Source organism: Rhodococcus sp. NPDC003318, assembly GCF_042879035.1.
GTDB lineage: Bacteria > Actinomycetota > Actinomycetes > Mycobacteriales > Mycobacteriaceae > Rhodococcus_G.
In genome coordinates, this window is the sequence record NZ_JBIAOU010000014.1 from 98,961 (window position 1) to 121,794 (window position 22,834).

The 22,834-nt window shown below is 68.9% G+C and carries 20 protein-coding genes; 9 read left to right on the forward strand and 11 right to left on the reverse strand.

The annotated features are described in order from the left end of the window. Positions 1-30 precede the first annotated feature (30 nt). The gene (locus ACFYVR_RS20140; protein ID WP_387476399.1) at positions 31-606 is read left to right on the forward strand and encodes a class I SAM-dependent DNA methyltransferase; all 576 of its coding nucleotides are present in this window, start codon (positions 31-33) and stop codon (positions 604-606) included. 37 nt (positions 607-643) lie between these two features. Continuing rightward, positions 644-1,723: a redox-regulated ATPase YchF gene (gene ychF, locus ACFYVR_RS20145; RefSeq protein ID WP_387476401.1), complete on the forward strand. Its 1,080-nt coding sequence runs from the start codon at positions 644-646 to the stop codon at positions 1,721-1,723. Positions 1,724-2,028: 305 nt separating this feature from the next. On the opposite strand, the gene ACFYVR_RS20150 is transcribed toward ychF, so the two are convergent. The 3 genes from ACFYVR_RS20150 to ACFYVR_RS20160 all read right to left on the reverse strand — a co-directional run bounded on the left by ACFYVR_RS20150 (position 2,029) and on the right by ACFYVR_RS20160 (position 7,165). Further along, positions 2,029-3,927: an ABC transporter ATP-binding protein gene (locus ACFYVR_RS20150; protein ID WP_387476403.1), complete on the reverse strand. Its 1,899-nt coding sequence runs from the start codon at positions 3,925-3,927 to the stop codon at positions 2,029-2,031. Continuing rightward, positions 3,924-5,432: an ABC transporter transmembrane domain-containing protein gene (locus tag ACFYVR_RS20155; protein ID WP_387476405.1), complete on the reverse strand. Its 1,509-nt coding sequence runs from the start codon at positions 5,430-5,432 to the stop codon at positions 3,924-3,926. The genes ACFYVR_RS20150 and ACFYVR_RS20155 overlap by 4 nt, the downstream gene beginning before the upstream one ends. A gap of 275 nt (positions 5,433-5,707) precedes the next feature. Beyond that, positions 5,708-7,165, reverse strand: a complete 1,458-nt coding sequence (locus ACFYVR_RS20160; protein ID WP_387476407.1) for an MFS transporter — start codon at positions 7,163-7,165, stop codon at positions 5,708-5,710. Between the two features lie 203 nt (positions 7,166-7,368). Between ACFYVR_RS20160 and ACFYVR_RS20165 the strand changes: the two genes are divergently transcribed. Together ACFYVR_RS20165 and ACFYVR_RS20170 are read left to right on the forward strand one after the other, a co-directional pair. Next, complete coding sequence (locus tag ACFYVR_RS20165) at positions 7,369-8,337, forward strand: quinone oxidoreductase family protein (protein WP_387476409.1); 969 nt, start codon at positions 7,369-7,371, stop codon at positions 8,335-8,337. A gap of 184 nt (positions 8,338-8,521) precedes the next feature. Continuing rightward, entirely contained in the window at positions 8,522-9,373 is an 852-nt protein-coding gene (locus ACFYVR_RS20170; protein WP_387476462.1) for a glycoside hydrolase family 43 protein, read from the forward strand. A 30-nt stretch (positions 9,374-9,403) separates the two neighbouring features. Here ACFYVR_RS20170 and ACFYVR_RS20175 read toward each other — a convergent pair whose 3' ends face one another. The 5 genes from ACFYVR_RS20175 to ACFYVR_RS20195 form a co-directional block, all read right to left on the reverse strand. Continuing rightward, the gene (locus ACFYVR_RS20175) at positions 9,404-9,973 is read right to left on the reverse strand and encodes a YdeI family protein (RefSeq protein WP_387476411.1); all 570 of its coding nucleotides are present in this window, start codon (positions 9,971-9,973) and stop codon (positions 9,404-9,406) included. Between the two features lie 10 nt (positions 9,974-9,983). Continuing rightward, complete coding sequence (locus ACFYVR_RS20180) at positions 9,984-10,928, reverse strand: pseudouridine synthase (protein ID WP_387476464.1); 945 nt, start codon at positions 10,926-10,928, stop codon at positions 9,984-9,986. Between the two features lie 1,049 nt (positions 10,929-11,977). Next, entirely contained in the window at positions 11,978-12,769 is a 792-nt protein-coding gene (locus ACFYVR_RS20185) for a hypothetical protein (RefSeq protein WP_387476413.1), read from the reverse strand. Positions 12,770-12,891: 122 nt separating this feature from the next. Next, positions 12,892-13,161, reverse strand: a complete 270-nt coding sequence (locus ACFYVR_RS20190; RefSeq protein WP_387476415.1) for a GlsB/YeaQ/YmgE family stress response membrane protein — start codon at positions 13,159-13,161, stop codon at positions 12,892-12,894. 53 nt (positions 13,162-13,214) lie between these two features. After that, positions 13,215-13,994, reverse strand: coding sequence for an alpha/beta fold hydrolase (locus tag ACFYVR_RS20195; RefSeq protein WP_387476417.1), 780 nt, complete (start codon positions 13,992-13,994; stop codon positions 13,215-13,217). A 72-nt stretch (positions 13,995-14,066) separates the two neighbouring features. Here ACFYVR_RS20195 and ACFYVR_RS20200 point away from each other — a divergent pair, with 72 nt between their 5' ends. The 4 genes from ACFYVR_RS20200 (at position 14,067) to ACFYVR_RS20215 (ending at position 18,860) form a co-directional block, all read left to right on the forward strand. Then, a complete protein-coding gene (locus ACFYVR_RS20200) occupies positions 14,067-15,833 on the forward strand; it encodes a GNAT family N-acetyltransferase (protein WP_387476419.1) in 1,767 nt (588 codons plus the stop codon). 359 nt (positions 15,834-16,192) lie between these two features. Beyond that, positions 16,193-17,794, forward strand: a complete 1,602-nt coding sequence (locus tag ACFYVR_RS20205; RefSeq protein ID WP_387476421.1) for an MFS transporter — start codon at positions 16,193-16,195, stop codon at positions 17,792-17,794. Between the two features lie 27 nt (positions 17,795-17,821). Further along, positions 17,822-18,292, forward strand: a complete 471-nt coding sequence (locus ACFYVR_RS20210) for an SRPBCC family protein (protein ID WP_387476423.1) — start codon at positions 17,822-17,824, stop codon at positions 18,290-18,292. Between the two features lie 10 nt (positions 18,293-18,302). Beyond that, positions 18,303-18,860 carry a dihydrofolate reductase family protein gene (locus ACFYVR_RS20215; RefSeq protein ID WP_387476425.1) on the forward strand — a complete coding sequence of 186 codons (558 nt, stop codon included), beginning with the start codon at positions 18,303-18,305 and terminating at the stop codon, positions 18,858-18,860. A 1-nt stretch (position 18,861) separates the two neighbouring features. Here ACFYVR_RS20215 and ACFYVR_RS20220 read toward each other — a convergent pair whose 3' ends face one another. Then, the gene (locus tag ACFYVR_RS20220) at positions 18,862-19,332 is read right to left on the reverse strand and encodes an SRPBCC family protein (RefSeq protein WP_387476427.1); all 471 of its coding nucleotides are present in this window, start codon (positions 19,330-19,332) and stop codon (positions 18,862-18,864) included. Between the two features lie 6 nt (positions 19,333-19,338). Beyond that, positions 19,339-19,959, reverse strand: coding sequence for a hypothetical protein (locus ACFYVR_RS20225; protein WP_387476429.1), 621 nt, complete (start codon positions 19,957-19,959; stop codon positions 19,339-19,341). A gap of 148 nt (positions 19,960-20,107) precedes the next feature. Here ACFYVR_RS20225 and htpG point away from each other — a divergent pair, with 148 nt between their 5' ends. After that, positions 20,108-22,051 carry a molecular chaperone HtpG gene (gene htpG, locus ACFYVR_RS20230; protein WP_387476431.1) on the forward strand — a complete coding sequence of 648 codons (1,944 nt, stop codon included), beginning with the start codon at positions 20,108-20,110 and terminating at the stop codon, positions 22,049-22,051. Between the two features lie 89 nt (positions 22,052-22,140). Here htpG and ACFYVR_RS20235 read toward each other — a convergent pair whose 3' ends face one another. Continuing rightward, positions 22,141-22,812, reverse strand: a complete 672-nt coding sequence (locus ACFYVR_RS20235) for an AIM24 family protein (protein ID WP_387476433.1) — start codon at positions 22,810-22,812, stop codon at positions 22,141-22,143. Positions 22,813-22,834: the final 22 nt, after the last annotated feature.

Consider the following 22,834-nt stretch of genomic DNA (forward strand, 5'->3'; position numbering starts at 1 on the left):
TTCGACGGTTCTGCACCTAGTCTGGACCAGGTGACACGGTGGGAGAGGGAGCGGGGGGAGGACGCATCGCGCGCCTACGTCGCACGGTTCGAGGAGCTGGCGGCGTCGGGTACGGATCTGCACGGCGAGGCACGGATGGTCGACGCGGTCCTCGCGCGCGGCTCGTGGGTACTCGACGCGGGCTGCGGCACCGGACGCGTCGGCGCCGAACTGGCCCGGCGAGGGCATCGGGTCACCGGCGTCGACCTCGATCCGATCCTCCTCGACGCGGCCCGGGCGACCGGGTTGCTGACGGTGGTCCGGTCCGACCTCGCCGAACTCGACCTGCCGGGCGAACGGTTCGACGCGGTGGTGGCCGCGGGCAACGTGATGATCTTTCTCGAACCGGGCACGGAGGCGGCGGTCTGCCGGCGCCTGGCCCGGCACCTGGCGCCGGGCGGTGTGCTGATCGCCGGGTTCGCGACCGATCACACCTACACCGTGGACCGTTTCGACCGGGATCTGACCGCGGCGGGACTCGAGGTGGAGCACCGCTTCGCCACCTGGGATCTGCGGCCGTGGCGCGCCGACGCACCCTGGGCGGTGACCGTCGCCCGGGCGGGGTGACCGCGCGGTTTCCGCCGGTCCGTAGAATCTGCAGACTGTGAGCCTTACCCTCGGAATCGTCGGCCTTCCCAACGTCGGCAAGTCGACCCTTTTCAACGCGCTGACCCAGAACGACGTGCTGGCCGCGAACTACCCGTTCGCGACGATCGAGCCCAACGTCGGACTGGTGGAACTGCCCGATCCGCGGCTGAACAAGCTCGCCGAGATCTTCGGTTCCGAGCGGATCCTGCCCGCGACCGTGTCGTTCGTCGACATCGCAGGCATCGTCAAGGGCGCGTCCGAAGGCGCCGGCCTGGGCAACAAGTTCCTCGCGAACATCCGCGAGGCCGACGCCATCTGCCAGGTCGTGCGTGTGTTCGCCGACGACGACGTCGTGCACGTCGACGGCCGCGTCGACCCGGCGTCCGACATCGAGGTGATCGAGACCGAGCTCGTCATCGCCGACATGCAGACCCTCGAGAAGGCGCTGCCGCGTCTCGAGAAGGAAGCGAAGAAGAACAAGGAGCTCAAGCCCCTGCACGAGGAGGCCGTCAAGGCTCAGACGTTCCTCGACGAGGGCAAGACCCTGTTCAGCGTCAAGGACAAGCTGGACTTCGGTCTGCTCCGTGAGCTGAGCCTGCTCACCACCAAGCCGTTTCTGTACGTCTTCAACGCCGACGAGGCCGTCCTCACCGACGAGGCGAAGGTCGCCGAGCTCCGCGCGTCCGTCGCGCCCGCCGACTCCGTCTTCCTCGACGCGAAGGTCGAGCAGGAACTCCTCGAACTCGACGAGGAGGACCGGCAGGAGATGCTCGACTCCATCGGCCAGACCGAGCCCGGCCTGCACGCCCTCGCCCGTGTCGGCTTCCACACGCTCGGCCTCCAGACCTACCTCACCGCAGGCCCGAAGGAAGCCCGCGCCTGGACCATCCACAAGGGCGACACCGCCCCCCAGGCCGCCGGCGTCATCCACACCGACTTCGAACGCGGCTTCATCAAGGCCGAGATCGTCTCCTTCGACGACCTCGTCGACGCCGGCTCCATGAACGCCGCCAAGGCCGCAGGCAAGGTGCGGATGGAGGGCAAGGAGTACATCATGCAGGACGGGGACGTGGTGGAGTTCCGCTTCAACGTGTAGAACCCCAGGTCAGCTGCCTATTTGAGGCCGTCCGTCCGCAGCAGAACCCGCAGAGGTCCGGAACAGCTCGTCCGCGGCCCTGCGGGTTTTGTCGTCCGCGTCGGGCCAGAGGTGGCTGTCTCACCGCGCTGATGGAGGGCGTTGTGCAGAAACCGGTCGTGCCGCTCGTGCGCGGCTGGGCGCGCGTCACGTGGGGCCTGGAAGCTGTCGGCCTGTCACACAGAATCGTGGTCGATGAGCTGGACGGGGCGGGCTTTGTCACAGCGCTTCGTGTTTCGCGCCGATCGCATGCCGGGAGCACGCGACTACGCGGTCACACCCGAGGTGACGAGGTCGGGATCGGAATCCCCGTCCGGAGCGTAGCCGCCGACTTCGTCCGCGACCGCGCCGCCGTGGTCGGCGCTGCCGATCTCTCGCCGACCGGCAGTCCATGCGGACCACAGGTGGTGGTAGATCCCGCCAACAGCGAGCAGGTCGTCATGGGTGCCCTGCTCCACGACCTGCCCCGCGTCCATGACGAGAATGTTGTCGGCGCGCGAGGCCTGGTCCAGGCGGTGTGCCACCACCAGGGCCGAACGATCACGGGTCACCGCGTCAGCGGCATCCTCCAACGCCCCCGCCCCAGCGGAGCCGGCCTCGGCAGTCGCCTCGTCCATGACGACGATGGCCGGGTCGAGAAGCAGAACGCGAGCCAGCGCCAGCTGCTGAGCGGCCACCGGCTCCAACTGGATGCCACGCGCGCCGACCACGGTGTCGAGCCCCTGAGGAAGCCGGTCGAACCATGAGCGGGCATCTACCAGATCGAGTACCGAACGGAGCTCTGCATCGGTGGCATCGGGCTTGGCGAGGGTCATGTCCTGGCGCAGGGTTCCGGAGAAGACGTGCACTTCCTGGCTGACCATGGCGAGACGCGCGATGCGCTCACGGTCGGACAGTGCCGACACGGGGTGTCCGTCGACGAGCACCTCACCCTCGTCGGGTATGTGCAGTCCCGCCAGCAGCGCTGCCACCGTGGTCTTTCCGGCCCCTGACGCGCCCACGACGGCGACGGTCTCGCCCGGGGTGATGGTCAGGTTGATGTTGCGTACGGCCCAGGCGCCGCCGTAGCTGAAGCTGACGTTGCGCAGCTCGACGTGCCCTCGGGGAGCATCGGCGCCGCTGTCGGGTACCGGCACCGGCGGATCGGAGACCACGCCCACGACACGTGCCAGCGAGGCGTACCCGGACTGCACGACGTCGAGCACGCGCATGAACGTGTTCAAGGGGCCGCGCAGCCGGATGATCATGAGCACCGCCCCGGTCACGGCGCCCACGGTGAGGGCGCCGGTGGACACCAGGCGGTAACCCACCGACAGCGCGATCGTCAGCATGAGGAACTCGGCACCGAGCATCCAGACGTTGAGGACGAGCATCGTGGTGCGAGCCCTGATGCCCTTGCGGACCACCCCCCACGAGGCGTTCTCGATGTCGGTGTGGACGCGGTCTTCCATCGAGAACGCACGCACCGTCGCGCGACCGCGGATGGCCTCCAGGACGCGGCGGGCCCGCTCGGCCATGGCGGCGCGCTCGGCGGCATAGCGCCCGGGAGCCTTGGCGAGGTAGAGGCGCGCGGCAACGTAGTACACCGGCGCGACGATCACCGGGATGATCAGAAAATGCCAGTCCAGCACGAACAGGGCGACGACGGTGGCAATGACCGTGAACAGTGAGGTGGACAGCGTCGGCAGGGTCTCCGTGACGGCGGCGGACAGCTCGGCGACGTCATCGGTGGAACGGCTGACCAGATCGCCTGCGCCTGCATCCTCGACTCGGTGGGTGGGCAGTCCCAGAGCGGTGCCGACCATGTCCTGGCGCAGGTTCGCGATCACGCGCTCGGACAGCCGTGACACCAGATAGAAGCCGCAGGCGTTCATGACCGCGCCGGCGATCGCGGCGGACATCAGACCTGCGCCGATCAGCCACAGCGATCGCTGGGTGTGGTCCGCCATCAGGTCCACGATCCGGCCCATCAACTGCGGCACCAGCACACCGGCGTACGCGCCGAGACCGAGCAGCACCAGAGCGAGCAGGAACAACAGCTTGGCGTGGCGGACCCGGCCCAGCTGACGCGCCACCTCACGCCGCACCTGCCTCAGCGTGGCCAGGGGGAACCGAAGGGCGGTGTCGGCCTTGGCGGGTGGTCTCGCGCTCGTCGACGGATTCATCGGGCGGCCCCCACCAGCAGCTCCTCCGCTGTTGCCCCCAGGTCCACCACGCTCAGGTGGTTGGCCGCCACGGCGTTCCATGCCGGGGCCTCGCTGAACACGAGCGTGATCTTGCCTGCCCGGTGCCGGGACACCCGCTCGGCGAGGTTCTGCTCCGTCACCGAGTCCACCGCGGTGGTTGGATCCTGCAGCACGAGGACCTCGGGGTCGAAGGCGATGGCCCGTGCCAGGGCCACGCGCTGGCGCTGACCGCCGGACAGCATGCGTCCGTTCTCGCCGACGCGCTTGTCGGGGCCCTCGGGGATGTCATCGCAGCAGGCGACGCGGAGTGCCTCCTCGGCGGTCGCCCGGTCGGGGTGGACGTTGTCGGCGACGCTGCCGTCGAACAGGTCAGCCGCGTGCGGGACGACGATCACCCTGGTCCGGGGCAGCGACTCCAGCTGGGAGATCAGCTCGTGGTCGGTGCCGCGTACGACGGTGAGACCCGTCGGCAGGGCCTCCATGAACCGAGAGGTCCTGGTGGCGTCGACCTCTGTGGTGCGCTCGAAGCCTGCCCCGAGAACCTCGCGGATACGCCTTCCGGATGCCTCGGCCGAGGCCCAGCGTGAGGCGAGGTTCCTGCCGAACATGGTCATCGGAGTGATGAGGAACTGGGTCAGGCCGACGACCGTGATGAGTTCACCGATGGTCACGTGCCCGTTGAGTGCGAACGCGCCGGTGGTGATGCCGACGGCGGAGACGAAGATCGCGCCGGCGGCCTCCGTGGCCCCGTTGAGACGCGCCTCGGCGGCATTGGCGTGAATGGTCTTGTCATAGGCGATGTCCGAGACCTCGTCATAGCGACCCCGGACGGTGACGATCGCGCCCAGGCCCTTCAGGATGCGCAATCCCTGCACCACATCCGCGGCGGTCGCCGCGGCCTGAGCGATCGCATGCTGACGTGCCACCGAACGACTCTGCAGCGGGCGGGCCACCCGGAGGGCCACGATCACCAGGAGCGGACCGCCGACGAGGGTGGCCAGGCTCAGCCAGGGACTGATGGTGAACATCATGATGGCGCCGTAGACGATGGCCGCCGCCTCGGCCACAGGCATGACCGTCATCATCACGATCTCGCCGACCCGGCTGGTGTCCGACGATGCGATCGACAGCAATCCGCCTGCGGTGCGCTCACGGCCGGCGAACCCACGCGGATCCTGGATGCGGTCGGTGACCATGGTGCGCAGATCATGGCTGACCAGCTGCTGACTGCGGATCAGCATGAAGCGAGCGATCCAGTTCACGCCGATGGCGAGCACGAAAAGGCAGCCCAGAACCAGGATCCAGAATCCCAGTCGGCCGGGTGACGAGGTGGCGACGGCCTCATCCACTGCCCTGCCCACGACGACGGGCGTCAGGCCGTTGCAGACGAAGGCGACCGCCATGCCGCCCGAGGCGACGAAGCTCCACGGACGCTGCGAGAGCGCTACCTTCAGTGTCCACCGTCGTGCGTCGAGCGCAGGCATCTTGGACGGTCGCCCGCCCGGTCCGGGTAGCGCCGAATAGTCGACGTTACTGTCCTTTCCGGCAGCCTGAGGGATGACCAGCACGAGCGCAAATGTTACACATGCGAACTATCGCGGCCAGGCTGTCGGGTCGCTGTGCGTGCCGAGGTCGAGGGCGCCGGGGCCGGAGTTCTGGGGTGGTCGAGATCCTCCGGCTGTTCTCGGTGCCCACCCGCGGCGTCGACGCCCGATGGTTCCGTCGAGCACCTGCCGATTCTCGTCATCGTCGCCGGCGACTACGAGGCGGTGAGAGCCGCTGAGCGCTTGCGCTGGTCGGCGACTGCCACCGCGAGGGTCGCGAGCACGACCGCCGCGATCGAGGTGAGGGCGACGATCATGGCGGCGTCCCAGGATGTCCGTTGCTGCGTGGCGAAGAAGATCGCCGTGATCATCGCGATGCCGATGGCGGTGCCGATCCGTTGTGATGTCTGGACCAGCCCGCCGGCGCTGCCGGATTGTCCGACGGGAACGTCCATCATGGTGAGCGTCTGGTTCGGCGAGATGATCGCTCCCTGGGCGATGCCCATGAGGGACAGCGTCGGCAGCAGCCACCACAGGCTGGTGCCGGCGGCGCCGTGGGCCCAGATCACGCCGATGCCGGCGCCCAGTCCGCCGAGTGCGACGACGGCACCGGCGATGACGATCCGGCGGCCGTACCCGGTCACCCGGGAGCCGGCCCACTGCGCGGCGAAGGCGGCGCACAGGGCGGAGGGCAGGCCGAGGAGTCCGGCCTGCAGTGCCGAGAAGCCCGCTCCCTGCTGGGTGTACATCGCGACCAGGACCCACACGCTGGTGGTCCCGAGATAGTAGAGGCCGCCGATGATGTTGCCGAGCGCGAACGAGGGAATGCGGAACAGCGCGAGGTCGACCATCGGTGCCCGGCCGCGGTGGAGGTAGGTGCGTTCCCAGCGGATCCACCACGCCGACAGTGCCGCGCTCACCGGGAGGAGCCACCACGTCCAGGGGTGCTGCCGACCATTGACGAAGGGGAGGAGGAGCGTCAGGATGCTCAGTCCCAGCAGCACGCAGCCCACCGGATCGAGGTCGTGTCGGGCGCGGGCGTTGCGGCGCTCGGTGGTTGCCGGCCAGGGGCGCGGAAACCATGCCGCCGCCAGGATCAGTGTGGCAACTCCCAGGGGAGCGTTCAGCAGGAAGGTCCACCGCCACCCGGTGTCCGCCCCGAACAGGGCGACGAACGCCCCGCCGAGCAGGGGTCCGACGGCGACGGAGACCCCGGAGACCGCGCCGAAGAACCCGTAGGCCCTGCCGAGTTCGCGCCCTCGGAAGTGGCGTTGCATCATGCCCATCACCTGTGGGGTGACGAGCCCGGAACCTGCGCCCTGGACGAAGCGGGCCACGACCAGGCCCGTGGGCTCGACGGCCAGGCCCGCTGCGACGGAGGCGAGGGTGAACGTCGCGACTCCCGCGGCGAAGAGGGCGCCGCGCCCGAGCACATCGCCGGCCCTCCCGGCTGCGACCAGGACGATGCCGAAGGTGAGCGCGTAGCCGGACAGCACCCACTGGAGGTCGGCCTGTGACGCACCGATGCCGGACTGAACGGTCGGCAGGACGACGTTCACGATGCTGATGCCCACCAGCGACATGAACTGGGCGGTGAGGAGGACGGCCAGGATGCGCCAGCGCGCCGTGTCCGGCGTCGTCTCCGGCGTCAATTCCTGGTGGGCGGGGTGCACGTGTCCTCATCTGCTGTCCGAATTCCTGCGGCCGAGGCTCGGGTTCGAGTGGTCAGCATGCCATGGGGAGGAGCGGGAACTGTACGACCGATTTGGTCATTCACTATGACCAAAAAGGTAATTGGAGAACCGCTGCTGGTGTGTCTACGGTAATGAAATCGTTTCCCCTGTGGTCCGCCATGGACCGAGTAGGAAGGCCCCCCATGAGCTTCTATCGTGTCGTCGTCGAGGAGGCAGGCGGACCGGAAGTCCTGAAGATCGTTCCCATGGAGCTGCCCCAGCCCGGCCCCGGCCAGGTGCTGGTCAGAATGGCCGCCACGGGGGTCAACTTCATCGAAACCTACCGCCGCGCAGGGGTTTACCCGGCCGAGTACCCCTTCGTCCCCGGCAGTGAATGCGCGGGCACGGTCGAGGCGCTCGGTGACGGGGTCACCGGGTTCCGCGTGGGCGACCGCGTGGCGACCATGTGGGGCAAGCAGACGTACGCCACCCACACGGTGATCGATGCCGCGAAGGCGGTTCCGGTGCCGGACGGCGTCCCCCTGGAGACCGCGGCGGCGACGTTGTCCCAGGGCATCACCGCGCATTACCTCACGCACTCCTGCTATCCCGTCCAGGACGGTGACGTCGTCCTGGTACACGCCGGCGCGGGTGGCGTGGGGCGGTTGCTGATTCAGCTGTCCGCGCTGCGCGGCGCCACGGTGATCGCCACCACGTCGACCGACGCCAAGGCCGAGATCGCCCGGGCCGCGGGCGCGGATCACGTCCTCTCCTACGACGAGGTTCCCACTCGCGTCCGCGACCTGACCGACGGCCGCGGCGTGGACGTGGTCTACGACGGCGTCGGCAAGGACACGTTCGACAGCTCGCTGGCCGCCATCAAGGTGCGCGGCATGTTGGTGTTGTTCGGCGGTTCCTCCGGCCCCGTGCCCCCGTTCCAGCTGCAACGGCTCAACACCTCCGGCTCGCTGTACGTGACGCGCCCGAAGACCGGTGACTACCTGCGCACCGACGAGGAGCGGCACTGGCGGACCCGGGAGGTCTTCGACCTGGTGGCCGCGGGCAAGCTCGACATCCACATCGGGGCCGCATACCCGCTGGCCGACACAGCAGCTGCCCACGCCGCGCTGGAGGGCAGGCAGACCACGGGCAAGACCATCCTCGTTCCGTAGGCGTCGGAAGGGCCAACCGCCAAGCCGCGCATCGCGGCCTGTTCTCGTGGATACTGCACCGGTGACGCGCACCAAGCGAACCATCCTGTCCGCCCTGTCGACGGTGGTGCTCGCGGTCGCGGGCCTGCTGATCGCGACCCCGGCAAGTGGTGGCGCCGCACCGCCGCCCGACTGGCGGTACATGATGGTGGCGTTCAGCAACACCAGCGACCGCGACATGGACGTGTACGAGTCGGGGGACGGCACCGGATTCCAACTCGTCCAGCCGTCGGCGTATCGGCCCCCGTCCGGGGTGGTGCGGGATCCGAGCATCTTCCGGCACACGGACGGGTCCTACTACGTCACCTACACGACGGTGGACGGGGCGAACATCGGCTTCGCGCGCAGCAGTGACCGCGTCAACTGGACGCCGCTGGGGAACTGGCCGGTCCCGTTCTGCTGCGCCTTCCTGCCGGGTACGGGGGACGGCACGGGTTCCGCGAGCCCACCGGGCTTCTCGGGGTCGGCCGGCTTCAGCGACGGACCGTCGTTGTCGCCGTTCACCACCAAGGCCTGGGCGCCGGAATGGTTCGTGGACGCAGGCCGCGTCAACGTCATCCTGTCCATGTCGACGGGCGGCGGATTCGTGCCGTATCTGATGACGGCGCTCGACCCGTCGCTCCGGTTGTGGAGCCCGCCCGTTCCGCTCGGCGGGATCGGCGCGGACCACATCGACACCACCGTGGTCAAGGTCGGATCGACCTATCACGCCTTCACGAAGAACGAGACGAAGAAGGTCATCGAGCACGCGGTCGCGCCGTCGCTGGCGGGACCCTACTCGTTCGTCGCGCCCGGCGACTGGGGTTCGCCGGTGGAGGGCCCGGCCGTGGTCCAGTTGCCCAGCGGCACCTGGCGGATGTACTTCGACGGCTATACCGAGGGCAAGTACTTCTACTCCGACAGCACGGACGGGCTGAACACGTGGTCGCCGCGGCAGGAGCTTCCCGGCCTGTCCGGGACGGTGCGTCATGTCGGCGTGATGCAGGAGCCGGCCTGACGCCGACCGAGCCGCGAAGGCCGGTGCCGATCACGGTCGCTCGTTGCGGGCGGCCTTCTCGACGATGCCGGCGATCCGCCTGGTCTTGGTCGCAGGCTGCTTCGCGTATGCGATCTGGCCGAGCGCGAACTTGCGCACGCTCGGCGGCCACGCGTCCCAGTGGGTGCGGGCCTGCGGGTCGGCGTCCAGCGCCGCGGTGAGCTCCGGGGATTCGACGAGTGCCTCGGCGTCGTCGAGCAGCGTCCACAGACCCCGCTGCTTGGCGTCGTCGACGACCGCCAGTCCCGCCGGCTGCATGCGCCCCTCGGCGAGCAGATCGGTCACGCGGGCCTTGTTGGACGCGGCCCACGCGCTGTTGCGGCCGCGTCGGGTGAACCACATGCCTCGGCGGTGCTCGTCGATGGTCCGGGTGTGCCCGTCGACCCACCCCCAACACAACGCCTCCCGCACGACCTGGTCGTAGTCGAGCGGTGCGCTGCCGGATTCCTTGCGCCAGAACACGAGCCAGATGCCTGCGGAGTGGTCGTGGTTGTCCCGCAGCCACGCGTGCCACTCGTCGAGGGACTCGGGGTGCAGGTGCTCGGCGTTCGCATTGGCCATGCGGACAAGACTAGGGTGCCTCGGTCAAAGCCCGCCGCGTCACGAAGCGGCGCGCCGCGCCGGACAGTGGATCGGTGAACTCCAGTTCCCGCGCGAGTAGCTGCAGGGGAAGGGCGTGATCGTCCGGCGCCTCGGGCAGGAGTTCGGGATACAGCCGGTCGCCGAGGATCCCGACGCCGAGCGCGGCCAGGTGCACCCGCAGCTGGTGCATCCGTCCGGTGTGGGGGCGCAGCGTCGTGTGCAGCACCGCACGCCCGGATGCGCTGACACCGGTCCCGCGCACGTCGATCTCCGTCTCGGCGTTGGGTTCTCGGGCGTCGTCGACGACGACCCGGAGCCTGCCGCGCTGCGACTCGATGTGGTTGCGGTAGACGATCGGCAGGTCCCCCGAATTCCATCCGGGCGGCCTCGCCGACACCGCCTCGTAGACCTTCGCGACCTGCCGCTTCTCGAACAGCGACTGGTATGCGCCGCGTGTCGCGGGACGGGCCGAGAACATCACCAGGCCGGCGGTCGCGCGGTCGAGTCGATGGATCGGCGTCAGATCCGGATTGTCGAGGCGGATCCGGAGTCGGACGAGCGCGGACTCGCGCAGGTATCGCCCGCTCGGGGTGGTCGGAAGGAAGTGTGGCTTGTCGATCACCACGAGGTCGTCGTCGACGTGCAGGATCTCCTCGTGGAACGGCACCGGTTCCTCCACCGGCAGATCGCGGTGGTACCAGACGAATTGGTGCGCGCCCAAGGGCGTGCCGCGACCGATCGGACTGCCGTCGACGCCGACGATCTCGCCGGCGTCGAACCGCCGGTACAGGCCGTCGGCGTCGAGGTGGTCGAACCTCGCGACGACGTACTCGGCGATCGTCGCCCACGGCCCGGACGTCGGGACACGCAGCCGCGTCGGCCCGACCCCGTTCCGGACGGGCAGCGGTGGAGGCATCGGCACGCGCGTCATCATCCCACCGTCACGCGGTCGGCCGCGCCGCCGGTGGTGCAACGCTGTGGTGGATGTGCCCGGTGGGTGTGGTGATCCGGACTTCGTGTGTGCCGTCGGGGGAGTCGAGCGTCTCGGCGACCCAGCCGGGTGCCTGTTTGGCGTGGTTGCATGCCTCGCGCAGGCCCTGACCCTTGTCGAGGGTGGTCGGTCCGCCGTCACCCGAACCGGTGTCGGGGGTGCGGTCGTGTCGTCGGTCGGCGCGGTGACTGTGCGGGAGACGAGGGTGTCGGCCATGATCCGGCCGCGGGTCCGTTCGTCGCCGGTGGCGGTCGCCGACGCGGCAGCTGCGGCGAGGGCGGCATGGCAGGCGACGCCGTCGGCCAGGGGGAGCAGTGCCGTCACGTAGGCCATCGAGTCGGGAGCGGGGCGGATCGACACCCGACGTTCGGAGTGTGCCTTGGCCTTGCGTCGGATCCAGACCCTCTTGTCGGCTTCGTACGCCAGCTGGCGTGCACTGGCGACGGTCTCGCGGTCGCTCATCTTCTCGAGGCGCGGGGTCGGCGGCCGGTTTCCGGTCGACGTCGGCGCGGTCTTCGGTTGAGAGGCAAGCGGTTTCGCGGGCGATCTGGGTGGCCCGCCATTCGGTGATGCACCCTGCGCGCAGTGCGGCGAGGGTGGGGGGAGTTCGGTGGCGAGGGTGGTGGCCAGGCCGAGGTGGATGCCGCCGCATCGGCTGCCGCGCGGCGTTGGTCGGCGACGAAATTCGCCGTGACCTGAGCCTGGAGTCCCGCGGCGGCGCAGGAGAGGCGTTCGAGGGCGCAGAGCAGGTCGATGCGCTCGGCCTGCTGGTGGGGGCCGTCGGTCCGGGCGAGCCGGTGGACCCATCGCTCCACATCGGCGGCCGTCACCGTCTGCTCGACACCTTCCGGTTCGCTCATATGTTCGATTGTACCGAGTGTCACCGACAGGTTCGTCGGTTCCGAGGTTCCATCCGGTGACTGACCTCGGCCAACTGATGGGGCGGACGAGCTGCGACGAGATGTGGGAAATGCGTCGGATTCGACGTCGGACTACCGCGACCAGTACTGCAACACCGACTCCTCGGTGAGCAGGGTGGACCCTTCGGTGATGACGAGCGAGGTCGGGCTCAGCCGGTACTGCACACCGTCGTTGGTCGCGGTGAAGCCGTCGCCGGTGGCGACCGGGTCGTCGATCTCGATCGCTGCCCCGTCGCTGAGTCGAATTCCCTTGTAATACAGCCGTCCCACCCCCGTTTCGCAGATCACGACGAGGGACGCGGTGGTTTGCCCCACGGCGATCGCGGGATCGGTGTAGTTGCAACGGGCCGAAGGCACGTCGACGAACCCCTGTTCGTCCGTGCCGCCGACGGGGGAATTGGATCCTGCAGAGGATGCTGTCGAACCCGCCGTGGCGGGTGCGGGATTGCCGGTCGGAGTCAGCTCGAGGTTCTCGATCCGCACCGCGACATCGCCGGGAAGAATGGTCAGGTAGCCGCTACCCTGAACGATGTCGTTCGCCGAGATGCAGGAGAAGTCTCCCGTCAGGCACGACAGTCGCTCCCAGTAACCGCCCGTGGAGCGAGTGGGTCGGATCGCGTACTCGCCGGGCTGGATGTCCGTGCCGACCTTCAGGATGCCGTTGGTCGGCGTGTCGCGCACAGCGGAGGCGGCACTCGATACGGGCCCGGCGGCCGTGGATGCTGCAGCCGAAGTGGTGGCCGTCACGGTCGATGCCGGCGTTCTCACGGCGACGTCAGCGTCGCCACCGGAGTCCGAATTGCGGACAAGGAGGATGACGAGAGCGGCAACGGCGACGATCGCCACGATTGCCACGCCGGCCATGGCCCAGGGCCACTTCGGCCGTCGAGCCGGAGGCTGTGGGGGCCAGCCGGGTGGAGTTGGGCTGTACCCGTACCCATTCGGTGGAGGTGGCATCGACATCCGGGTTCGCTCGGTCCGGGGTCTCAGTCGACCGGTGACGCGGACCGGTTCTTCCACCAGGACCATGCGGCGGTGACGATGATCGCGCCGGCGATGGAGCCGATGATGCCGCTGAGGCGTAGTTCGAGGCCGTCGCCGGCGAGGAGGCTGACGATCAGCCCGCCCACGAACGAACCGACGACACCCGCGACAAGTGCCAGGGTCCAGTCGATTCCGGACCGGGACCTGCCCAGGACGAGTTGTGCGGCGGCACCGACCAGCAATCCGAACAGGATCATCCCGATGATCAGCATGGCGGGAGTATAGGGCGCAGCGGCGCCGATGGCCTGTTGTCGCGAGGGCGGCTCTACCCGTGCCGCGCCACGTCCTCGCACAGGATGCTCGGCCAGCGCGCGAGATCGGCCGGTGTGCCGGCCACCTCGAGGGTGGCCTTGGGCAGCAGCTCCACCAGTGCCTCGGCGGTGGACACCGGATGGGCGGGGTCGTCGATCCAGGCCAGCACCGTGGTCGGCACGTCGATTCCGGCGATCTCGGCCGGTGCGGGCAGATCGCTCAGCGCGGCCCCGCGGAACAGCGACGGAAGCAGGTGTTCGGAAACATCCGGCACGGTTTCGGGAGTCCCGACGGTCGCCGGTGGGCGGGGCACGGCGAGGTCGGCGCCGAGGAACGCGCCCAGCCCCTGCTCCTCGATCACCGCGGCATTGCGTCGGTACGTGTCGGCCTTGGCGGCACGGGTGTCCCAGGCGGTCGCGGGCACCAGCAGGGTGAGTCCGACGAACCGGCCCGGATCGCGCACCGCGGCGTGCAGCAGGGTGCCGGTGCCCATCGACGGCCCGACACCGTGCACCTGCTCGCCGGGAAACCAGTGGTCGAGCAGCCTGAGCAGGTCGTCGGCCAGCACCGGCCAGCGGTAGTCCTCCGGCACCGCACGACCGGACGAATGGCCGTGTCCGCGTGCGTCGTACCGCAGCAGCCGGGTCCCACTGAGCCCGCGGCCGAGATCGAGCGCCATCAGGCGGTCACGATGGCGGCTGGAGGTGAGGCCGTGGAGCTGGACCACCGGATGGCCGCCCTCGTCACTGAGTTCCACGTCGAGCTCGGCGCCCGGAACGCTGAAGGTCGGCACGGCGGCTCCTGTGTGTCGTAGGGCGCGGTGGTTGGAAGGCGCGGTCGCTGGGGGAGTGCCTAGGATACTGCCATGCGGCTGACCAACGTTGCGCACCTGCGCCTGCCGTTCGGCCGGCTGTTGGGTTACGACGTGACCGTCGGCAGGCCGGGCCGAGCGCTGCCCGTCTCCTTCGACCAGCGACGCCACGTCGCTGCCGGTGACCGCGCCGGATCCTGGATGGCGTTGTCCTTCAAGCTTTCCGAGCCGGTTCCGTCCGACGAGCTCGCGGCCGCGTGGCTCGCGGTGATCGCCCGGCACGGCACGCTGCGCTCGGTCTTCGTGGCCGGCGACGACGGCGAACCGCGGCTGCACGAGGTCGAGATCGGCGCCGGTGGCTGGATGGAGCATCCGATCGCCCCGGGGCAGGCGGTCAACGATGCGCTGCGTGACGTGCTCGACGCTGCCTGCTCGCCGTACAGTCGTCCGTCGCACCGGTTGTGTGTGCTCGAGACCGCGGTGGGTCCGACGGTGGTGGTCGCCGCCGACCACTCGCACGTGGACATGTGGTCGATGCTGGTGATCGTGCGGGACCTGCTCTCCGCGCTGACCGCGGTGCGGCAGGGCCGAGCGCCGTCGTTGCCGCCGACCCCCGCGTTCGCCGAACACACCAGTGCGCTGCGGGACCGCCCGCCGGCTCCCGACGACGTGCGCCGCCGCTGGGCAGAGGTGCTGGCCGCCAGTGGCGACGTGATGCCTCGGTTCCCGCTGCCGCTGGGCACGGCGACGCTGCACCGGGAACGGGTGGAGGTGCGCGACGTGCTCGATGTCGACGACAGCGCCGCGTTCTCGGCGCAGGCCCGCGACGACGGCGTCTCGACCCTGGCGCTGGTGGTGGCGGCGATGACCGACGTGACCCGCGAGCTGGCGGGAACCCCACTGCGGGCGGTGTTTCCGGTGCACAGTCGCTACGACGCCAACTGGCACGACTCGGTCGGCTGGTTCATCACGAACTCGGTGCTGGAATCGGCCGACCCCGATCCTCGGGTCAGCGCGGAGGCGGTCAAGGAGGCCGTCCGGATGGGGTCCTGGCCGCTGGAGGACGTACTTCGTCCGTGGGGCGGAATGCCCGAGGCGCCAGGGATGTTCGCGATCTCGTGGCTGGATCTGCGCCGGCTGCCGGTCCGGGTCGACGCGACCGGGCTGGAGGCCCAGTACGTCGGCGCGACGATCCGGACCGACGGGGTGATGCTCTGGTTCATTCTCGACGAGTCCGGCCTGCACCTGCGTTGCCGCTATCCCGACACCCCGGAAGCCCGGCGCAACGTCGGCGCCTGGCTGGACACGCTCGTCGCCCACCTGTGCTCACGGGCACGGGCGTCGGTCGGTGGCCGGCTTCGCCTCGGCGACCGGACGTACCGGGTGCAGCGTGCCGGCCGCGCGGATGTGCCGGCGCTGGTCGCACTGCTCGCCGACGACGAGATCGGTCGCACCCGCGAGGGTGCCGAGCTGGCCCGGTACGAGGAGGCGTACGACGCCGTCACCCGGGATTCCTCGCACTACCTCGCCGTGGTGCGCGACGAGGACGATCGGATCGTCGGCACCATGCAGCTCACCATCATCCCCGGGTTGTCCCGCGGCGGCACCACGCGCCTGCAGATCGAGGGGGTCCGCGTGGCGGCCCCGGAGCGCTCCCGCGGGGTCGGCACCGCCATGCTCGAGTGGGCGCACGACCATGGCAGGCACCGCGGTGCGACACTCGCGCAGGTCACCACCGACCGGACCCGCGAACGGGCGCACGCGTTCTACACGCGACTCGGGTACGAGAACAGTCACGTGGGGTTCAAACGGGAGCTGTGAGCTATTGAAGGAGGAACAGCAGCAGGGTCAGGCCGGTGGCGACGACCGCGGCGGCCACCGCCATGCCGGGCCACATCGTCGGTTCGGGTTTACCTGTGAAGTGATCGCTCATCACGCACCTTTTTCGAAGGGGCGCCACGGGTCGTGCGGCTCGCGACGTTGCGACCGGTCAACGGTAGCGCGGCGCCCCGGGTGCGGGCGGTGGTTTGGCGCAGATGCACGGTTGGCGAACGAGATTCGACACGCCACCGTCCACGGTGCGCGCGGAAGCGCCGAGTGCCCTACTCTCTGGCCTCAGCGGAGGGTTTGATCCGGACGGGTTTGCCGCCGGTTCACAACGAGCGAGGTGGTGGACTGCCATGGTCGACGGGGCGCTTTCCGGAGGCACCGATCAGTTGTCCGGTAGACGACGACTGCTCGCGGTACTGCTGGCGATGGCGATGTTCGTCCTCGTTGTCGACACCTCGTTGATGAACGTGTCGATCTCCGCGGTGGTGCGCGACCTCGACACCACGGTCAGCGGTGTGCAGTCGGCGATCGCACTCGAGGCGTTGGTGTCGGCGGCCTTCATCCTGATCGGCAGCAAGGTCGGCGATCTGATCGGACGCAAACGCGCATACGTGCTGGGTCTGCTCGGCTACGCGACCGGTGCGGCTGCCATGACGTTCGCGCAGAACCTGACGGCGGTGATCGTGCTGTGGGCCGTGGTCGGCGGTATCGGGGCCTCGCTGCTCCTGCCCGCCATGCAGTCCCTGGTGCACGGCAACTTCCAGGGTGCGGCGCAGAAGAAGGTCTACGCACTGGTCGGCGCGGCGGCCGCGATCGCCGCCGCCGTGGGTCCCCTGCTCGGCGGATTCGTCACCACCTACCTGTCGTGGCGTGTCGGGTTCGCGCTCGAGGTGGTGATCATCGCGGCCGTACTGTCGGGGATCGGACTCGTCCGCGACGTGCCGTACACCGGGCCGAGGGGAGTCGATCCGATCGGTGCCGTGCTGTCGGTGGTCGGCATGGGCGGCATCGTGCTGGGAATCCTGGTGTGGCAGGAGGGTGGCGAGTCCGTCGCCGCCCTCCTGGTGGTCGGTGCGGCGGCGCTGATCGGGCTCGCGTACTGGCTGATCCACCGCAAGCGCCGGGACGAGCCCGCCCTGATGGATCCGGAGCTGTTCCGGTCCAAGGTGTTCCGGCTCGGCGTCACGGGGCAGATGCTCCAGCAGATCGCCCTGGGTGGCACGATGATCGCACTACCGATCTACCTGCAGATGGTGCTCGAGTACAACGCCATGCAGGCCGGACTGTCCCTTGCGCCGCTGTCGCTGAGCATGTTCGCCGTTGCGTTGCTCGCGGGGAAGAAGGCCGGCTCCCGGCGCCCGGCCGCGATCATCCGCTGGGGATTCGTCCTCCTGACCGTCGGAGTCGTGGTGCTCGTCCCGCTGGTGCCCCGCGCGGAGTTCGGCTGGGCGCTGCTGGTGCCCCTCGTCGTGGCCGGATCCGGGCTCGGGCTGCTCGTCTCGCAGCTGAACAACTACACGCTCGCACCGATTTCGGAGGAACGGGTCAGCGAAGCCGCGGGCACCAACTCCGCGGCCGGATCGTTCGGACTGTCGTTCGGGCTGGCGTTCGGCGGCGCCGTCCTGCTGGCCACGCTCTCGCTCACCTTCACCGCGATGGCGGAGTCGAGCACGGTGCTCCCACCCGACGAACAACAGCAGGTGGCGCAGGTCCTCGAGGACGACGCGGAGGTCATGAGCAACACCGAACTCGAGGCTCTGCTCGCCGGCCAGCCGCCGCAGATCCGTGACGAGATCATCCGGATCAACACCGACGCACGACCCCTCGCTCTGCAGGCGGCGCTGCTGGTGCCGATCCTGGCCGGCCTGCTCGGGCTGCTCAACTCCTTCCGCATGATCCGGGAACCGGACGCGCCGCCCGCCGCGCCGGGTGCTGTCGCAGGCCTGGGCTGACGGACCGTCGACCGGTTAGGGTCGGGCATGGCCGACACCTTCCTCGTCGAACGCTCCATCGTCACCTCCGCGAGCCCGGAAGCCGTCCACACGTTGATCGACGACTTCCGCAACTGGCCGCAGTGGTCGCCGTGGGAGGAACTCGACCCGAACATGACCCGCACCTACGCCGGGGCGGACCGCGGGGCCGGTGCGTCCTACGCCTGGTCGGGCAACCGCAAGGCCGGTGCCGGGTCGATGACGATCACCGAGTCGGTGCCGGGCCGGAAGGTGAAGCTGGACCTGTCGTTCCTCAAACCGTTCAGGGCGCAGAACGTCACCACGTTCCTGATCGAACCGGGCGGGTCCGGGACCACCGTGCGCTGGCAGATGACCGGCAAGCAGTCCTGGTTCTTCACGGTGTTCGGGTTCGTCATCAGCATGGACAAGATGGTCGGCAAGGACTTCGAGAAGGGACTGGCCGCACTGAAGAGGGCGGCGGAGACCCGCACAACCTAGAGGGGGGATCGTGGGCCGAATCGTGGTGAGCGAGTTCGTGTCGCTCGACGGCGTGATGGAGGCACCCGGCGGGGAACCGGGATACCCCCACACCGGGTGGACCATCCCGTACCACAGCGCCGATCTGGTGAACGACAAACTGCGAGAGACGCTCGACGCGTCGGTGCTGCTGCTGGGCCGCCGCACCTACGAGTCGTTCGCCGACGCATGGCCGAAGCGGGACGGCGAGTTCGCCGACAAGATGAACGCGATGCCCAAGCACGTCGTCACCTCGGCCCCCGACGACCTCGAATGGCAGAACTCGACGGTGCTCGACGGACCGGTGGAGAAGACGGTTCCCCGGCTGCGGGATTCGGTCGACGGGGACCTGCTGGTCGTCGGCAGCCGGACCCTGGTGCACGCGCTGCTGCGCGCCGGCCTCGTCGACGAGCTGCGGCTGGCGGTGTTCCCCGTCGTGCTCGGCTCGGGGGACCGGGTGTTTCCCGAGTCGCCCGAGCCGATCGCGCTGGAGCTGGTCGATCAGCGCCGATTCGAGTCCGGCATCGCGGCGCTGACCTACCGTCGGTGACCTACGCCCCCCGCGCGAGGAGCGCGTCGAGGGCGGCGTAGCTGGCGTTCATGCCCTCCTCCATGCCGGACCCGAGCATGCCGTCACGGTCCTCCGTGGTGAGGAACAGCGACTCGACGACGATCCTGGTGCGCTCGCCGTCGAGATCGACGAAGTCGACGGCGTCGATCGACGCGTGGGTGGGCATGCCGTCCCACTCGAACGAGTACACGAGCCGTTCCTGGGGCATCACCTCCCGGAATCGTCCTTCGAAGCCGTCGCTGCCACCGTCGTGGTGTTCGACGAACCGCCAGTGCCCGCCGACCTCGAGTTCCCACGTCTCGACGTCGAGGGGGTTGCCGCGGCCCCACCACTGCGCGACGAGCTCCGGGTCGGTGTAGGCGGCCCAGACGCGGTCGCGGGGAGCGTCGAAGACCCGCTCGACGTGGCAGTCGCGGTCGCCGGACGTGGTGACGGTGGCCTGCGCAGCCATCCGTGTTCAGACCATCTCGGGAACGTGCAGGTGAGCGATGGCGAGTTCGAACTCGGCCACTTCGAGAACGGTGGCGCCCATCTCTCGGGTGCCCTCCTCCCGCATCGACGCGGAACGCTCCCTGCTGCTGTCCATGGCGTCCTGACTGTCGAGCGTCACCGACACCACGGCGCGGCCCGCCGCATGGTCGACCATCATGCTCGCGCTGCAGAACCCGTCGATCTCCTCCATCATCGGCAGTGCGGTCAGCTTGAACACGTCGACCGCGCGTGACATGTGACGGGGTTCGATCTTGAGCCACGCCACGCGGACACACGCACCCCGGCTCGAGTGGTGGTCGCGGTGCAGGGCGGCGATGTCCCAGCGTTCGACGCTCGCCGTGCCGTGGAACATCTCGGCGGCGCGGTCCCGGAGTTCCCGCACCGGCCCCTCACTCGAACGCAGTGCGTCCTCGTCCATCCACGAACTGGTCGCTATGCACCGACCGCTGTCGCGATCGACGAGCAGGGACAGTCCCGCGCAGCCCTCGTAGTCGGCGAGAGCGGGCATCACGGTGTCCCGGACGTGTTTGATGCCGGCGTCGATGAACGACGGATGTGCCTGGATTGTGGTGGAACGTGCGTACACTGTCGACCCCTTCTCCTCGGGGCAGCGCCCCGGCGGCGCCACCGGTCCATCCCCCGGTGATCACGATCCTCCGCCCGACTGCCGCTGGCAATGCCCGGCGTAAAATGTCGCCGACATGTGCCCGTCCGCGGTCGAAGGGAAACGGATTTTGAACGCGCACGCCGAAGGACCCCAGCAGCTCGAGTTCCAGGCGGAAACCCGCCAGTTGCTGGACCTGATGATCCACTCGGTCTACTCGAACAAGGACTCCTTCCTGAGGGAGCTCGTCTCCAACGCGTCGGATGCCCTCGACAAGCTCAGGCTCACGGCCTTCCAGGACAAGGACCTCGACGCGGACACGTCGGATCTGCACATCGAGATCGCCGTGGACAAGGACGCCCGCACCCTGACGATCCGGGACAACGGCATCGGCATGTCGCACGAGGAGGTCGTCGACCTGATCGGCACCCTCGCCAAGTCGGGGACCGCGGAACTGCGCCGAAAGTTGAAGGAAGCCAAGGACGCTGCCGCGAGCGACGAGCTGATCGGACAGTTCGGCATCGGCTTCTACTCGACGTTCATGGTCGCCGACAAGGTCACCCTGCTGACCCGGAAGGCGGGTCACTCGCAGGCCACCCGCTGGGAGTCCAGCGGTGAGGCGACGTACACGATCGAGACCGTCGACGGTGCGCCGCAGGGCACTTCGGTGACACTGCACCTCAAGCCCGCGGACACCGAGGACCACCTGCACGACTACACCGCCGAGTGGAAGATCAAGGAACTCGTCAAGCGGTACTCCGACTTCATCGCCTGGCCGATCCGGATGGACGTCGAACGCCGCACCCCGGCCATCGCCGACGGCGACGAGCCGGAGAAGGTCGAGATCGAGACCCAGACGCTGAACTCGCAGAAGGCGCTGTGGGCGAAGTCGAAGGACGAGGTGACCGAGGAGGAGTACACCGAGTTCTACCGGCACATCGCGCACGCCTGGGACGAGCCGCTCGAGACCATCCCGATGAAGGCCGAGGGCACCTTCGAGTACCAGGCCCTGCTGTTCATTCCGCAGCACGCCCCGTTCGACCTGTTCATGCGCGACGGCAAGACCGGCGTCCACCTCTACGTCAAGCGCGTGTTCATCATGGACGACGCCGACGAGCTGCTGCCGGAATACCTGCGCTTCGTCAAGGGCGTCGTGGACGCGCAGGACCTCTCGCTCAACGTCTCCCGTGAGATCCTTCAGCAGGACAGGCAGATTCGGGCCATCCGCCGCAGGCTCACCAAGAAGGTGCTCGGCACCATCGCCGACATCCAGGCCTCGCGCCCCGACGACTACCGCACCCTGTGGTCGGAGTTCGGGCGCGCGCTGAAGGAGGGCCTGATCTCGGACGCCGACAACCGGGACGCGTTGCTGAAGATCGCGTCCTTCGCGTCCACACACAGCGACGAGGAGCAGACCACCCTCGCCGACTACGTGTCGCGGATGAAGGACGACCAGACCCAGATCTACTACGCCGCAGGCGAATCGCGTCAGCTGCTGGAGAACTCCCCGCATCTGGAGGCGTTCGAGGCCAAGGGCCTCGAGGTGCTGCTGCTGACCGACCCGGTCGACGAGGTGTGGACCTCGCAGGTCCCCGACTTCGACGGCAAGCCCCTCCAGTCCGTCGCCAAGGGCGAGGTGGACCTGGGCAGCGAGGCCGACAAGGCCGCCGCCGAGGCGGAGCGGGAGGAGAAGGAGAAGGAGTTCGCCGACCTGCTCGGCTGGCTCACCACCACCCTCGAGGATCAGGTCAAGTCCGTCCGCCTGTCCAGCCGCCTGACCACCTCGCCCGCGTGCATCGTCGGCGACGACTTCTCGATGTCCCCGGCGCTCGAGCGGATGTACCGCGCGTCGGGGCAGCCCGTCCCGGCCACCAAGCGGATCCTCGAACTGAATCCCGAGCACCCGCTGGTGCAGGCGCTGCGCACCGCGCACGCCGAACGTCCGGACGACGAGGCCGCCGCCGAGACCGCCGAGTTGCTCTACGGCATGGCACTGCTCGCCGAAGGCGGCGAACTCGCCGACCCCGCCCGGTTCACCGGTCTGCTCGCGAACCGGCTCACCGCCGGCATCTGAGCCTCTCGCGCACGGCGGCCCGGGGACAAGTCCCCGGGCCGCCGTCGTGTCCACGGCGCGAGCGGGCGTCCTCCGCGCGCCTGACCCGATCAGCCCTTCGGCAGCGGCGGATGCCCCTCCGACGCCTGCACCACGACGACCCCGTTGCCCGTCAGTTCCAGCTGACAGGCCTCGCCGGAACCACGGCCGATCGCCGCGCCGAGCTTCGCGGTCTTGCGGATACCCGACGTCAGGCTGGTGGACCACATCACCGCGCTCTGCATGTCGACGAAGGTGGGCTGGTCCACGTTCAGTACCACCGGCATGCCGTACACGTTCAGGGCCAGGGTGCCGCGACCGCTGAACGTCGTGTTGAACAGTCCGCCGCTGAGCATCGATGCGCCCTCGACCCGCTGGATGTCCCACTCGAGTGAGCTCTCGAACGCGAGCACGTTCTCGCCGTTGACCGTGACCGACTCGTCCTCGAGTTCGACCAGGAAGATCACGTCGGCGTCGCGGGCGAGGAAGACGTCGCCGCTGCCGGACACCTTCATCAGGGGAAGGCCCTCACCGGTGAGGGCCTTCTTGAACAGCTTGCCGATGCCGCCGCTGCCCTGATAGGCGAAATCGACGTCGCCCTGGTAGGCGACCATCGAACCCTGGCGGGCGAAGAAGTGTCCGTTGGTGCCGGCCAGGTCGACCTTGAGCATCCACTGGTTCTGCAGCACGAAAGTGCCCGGCGCGCCGCTGCGTTCGGTGTTGCTCATCAGGTCACTGCGCATGGTCCGTCTCCTGTTCGGTGGG

Bases quoted from the DNA above. Each gene is read 5' to 3' on its own strand.
- ACFYVR_RS20150 (WP_387476403.1), bottom strand. From the start codon at position 3,927: ATGAATCCGTCGACGAGCGCGAGACCACCCGCCAAGGCCGACACCGCC.
- ACFYVR_RS20155 (WP_387476405.1), bottom strand. From the start codon at position 5,432: ATGCCTGCGCTCGACGCACGACGGTGGACACTGAAGGTAGCGCTCTCG.
- ACFYVR_RS20165 (WP_387476409.1), top strand. From the start codon at position 7,369: ATGAGCTTCTATCGTGTCGTCGTCGAGGAGGCAGGCGGACCGGAAGTC.
- ACFYVR_RS20170 (WP_387476462.1), top strand. From the start codon at position 8,522: ATGGTGGCGTTCAGCAACACCAGCGACCGCGACATGGACGTGTACGAG.
- ACFYVR_RS20175 (WP_387476411.1), bottom strand. From the start codon at position 9,973: ATGGCCAATGCGAACGCCGAGCACCTGCACCCCGAGTCCCTCGACGAG.
- ACFYVR_RS20180 (WP_387476464.1), bottom strand. From the start codon at position 10,928: ATGATGACGCGCGTGCCGATGCCTCCACCGCTGCCCGTCCGGAACGGG.
- ACFYVR_RS20185 (WP_387476413.1), bottom strand. From the start codon at position 12,769: ATGGCCGGCGTGGCAATCGTGGCGATCGTCGCCGTTGCCGCTCTCGTC.
- ACFYVR_RS20190 (WP_387476415.1), bottom strand. From the start codon at position 13,161: ATGCTGATCATCGGGATGATCCTGTTCGGATTGCTGGTCGGTGCCGCC.
- ACFYVR_RS20200 (WP_387476419.1), top strand. From the start codon at position 14,067: ATGCGGCTGACCAACGTTGCGCACCTGCGCCTGCCGTTCGGCCGGCTG.
- ACFYVR_RS20205 (WP_387476421.1), top strand. From the start codon at position 16,193: ATGGTCGACGGGGCGCTTTCCGGAGGCACCGATCAGTTGTCCGGTAGA.
- ACFYVR_RS20210 (WP_387476423.1), top strand. From the start codon at position 17,822: ATGGCCGACACCTTCCTCGTCGAACGCTCCATCGTCACCTCCGCGAGC.
- ACFYVR_RS20220 (WP_387476427.1), bottom strand. From the start codon at position 19,332: ATGGCTGCGCAGGCCACCGTCACCACGTCCGGCGACCGCGACTGCCAC.
- ACFYVR_RS20235 (WP_387476433.1), bottom strand. From the start codon at position 22,812: ATGCGCAGTGACCTGATGAGCAACACCGAACGCAGCGGCGCGCCGGGC.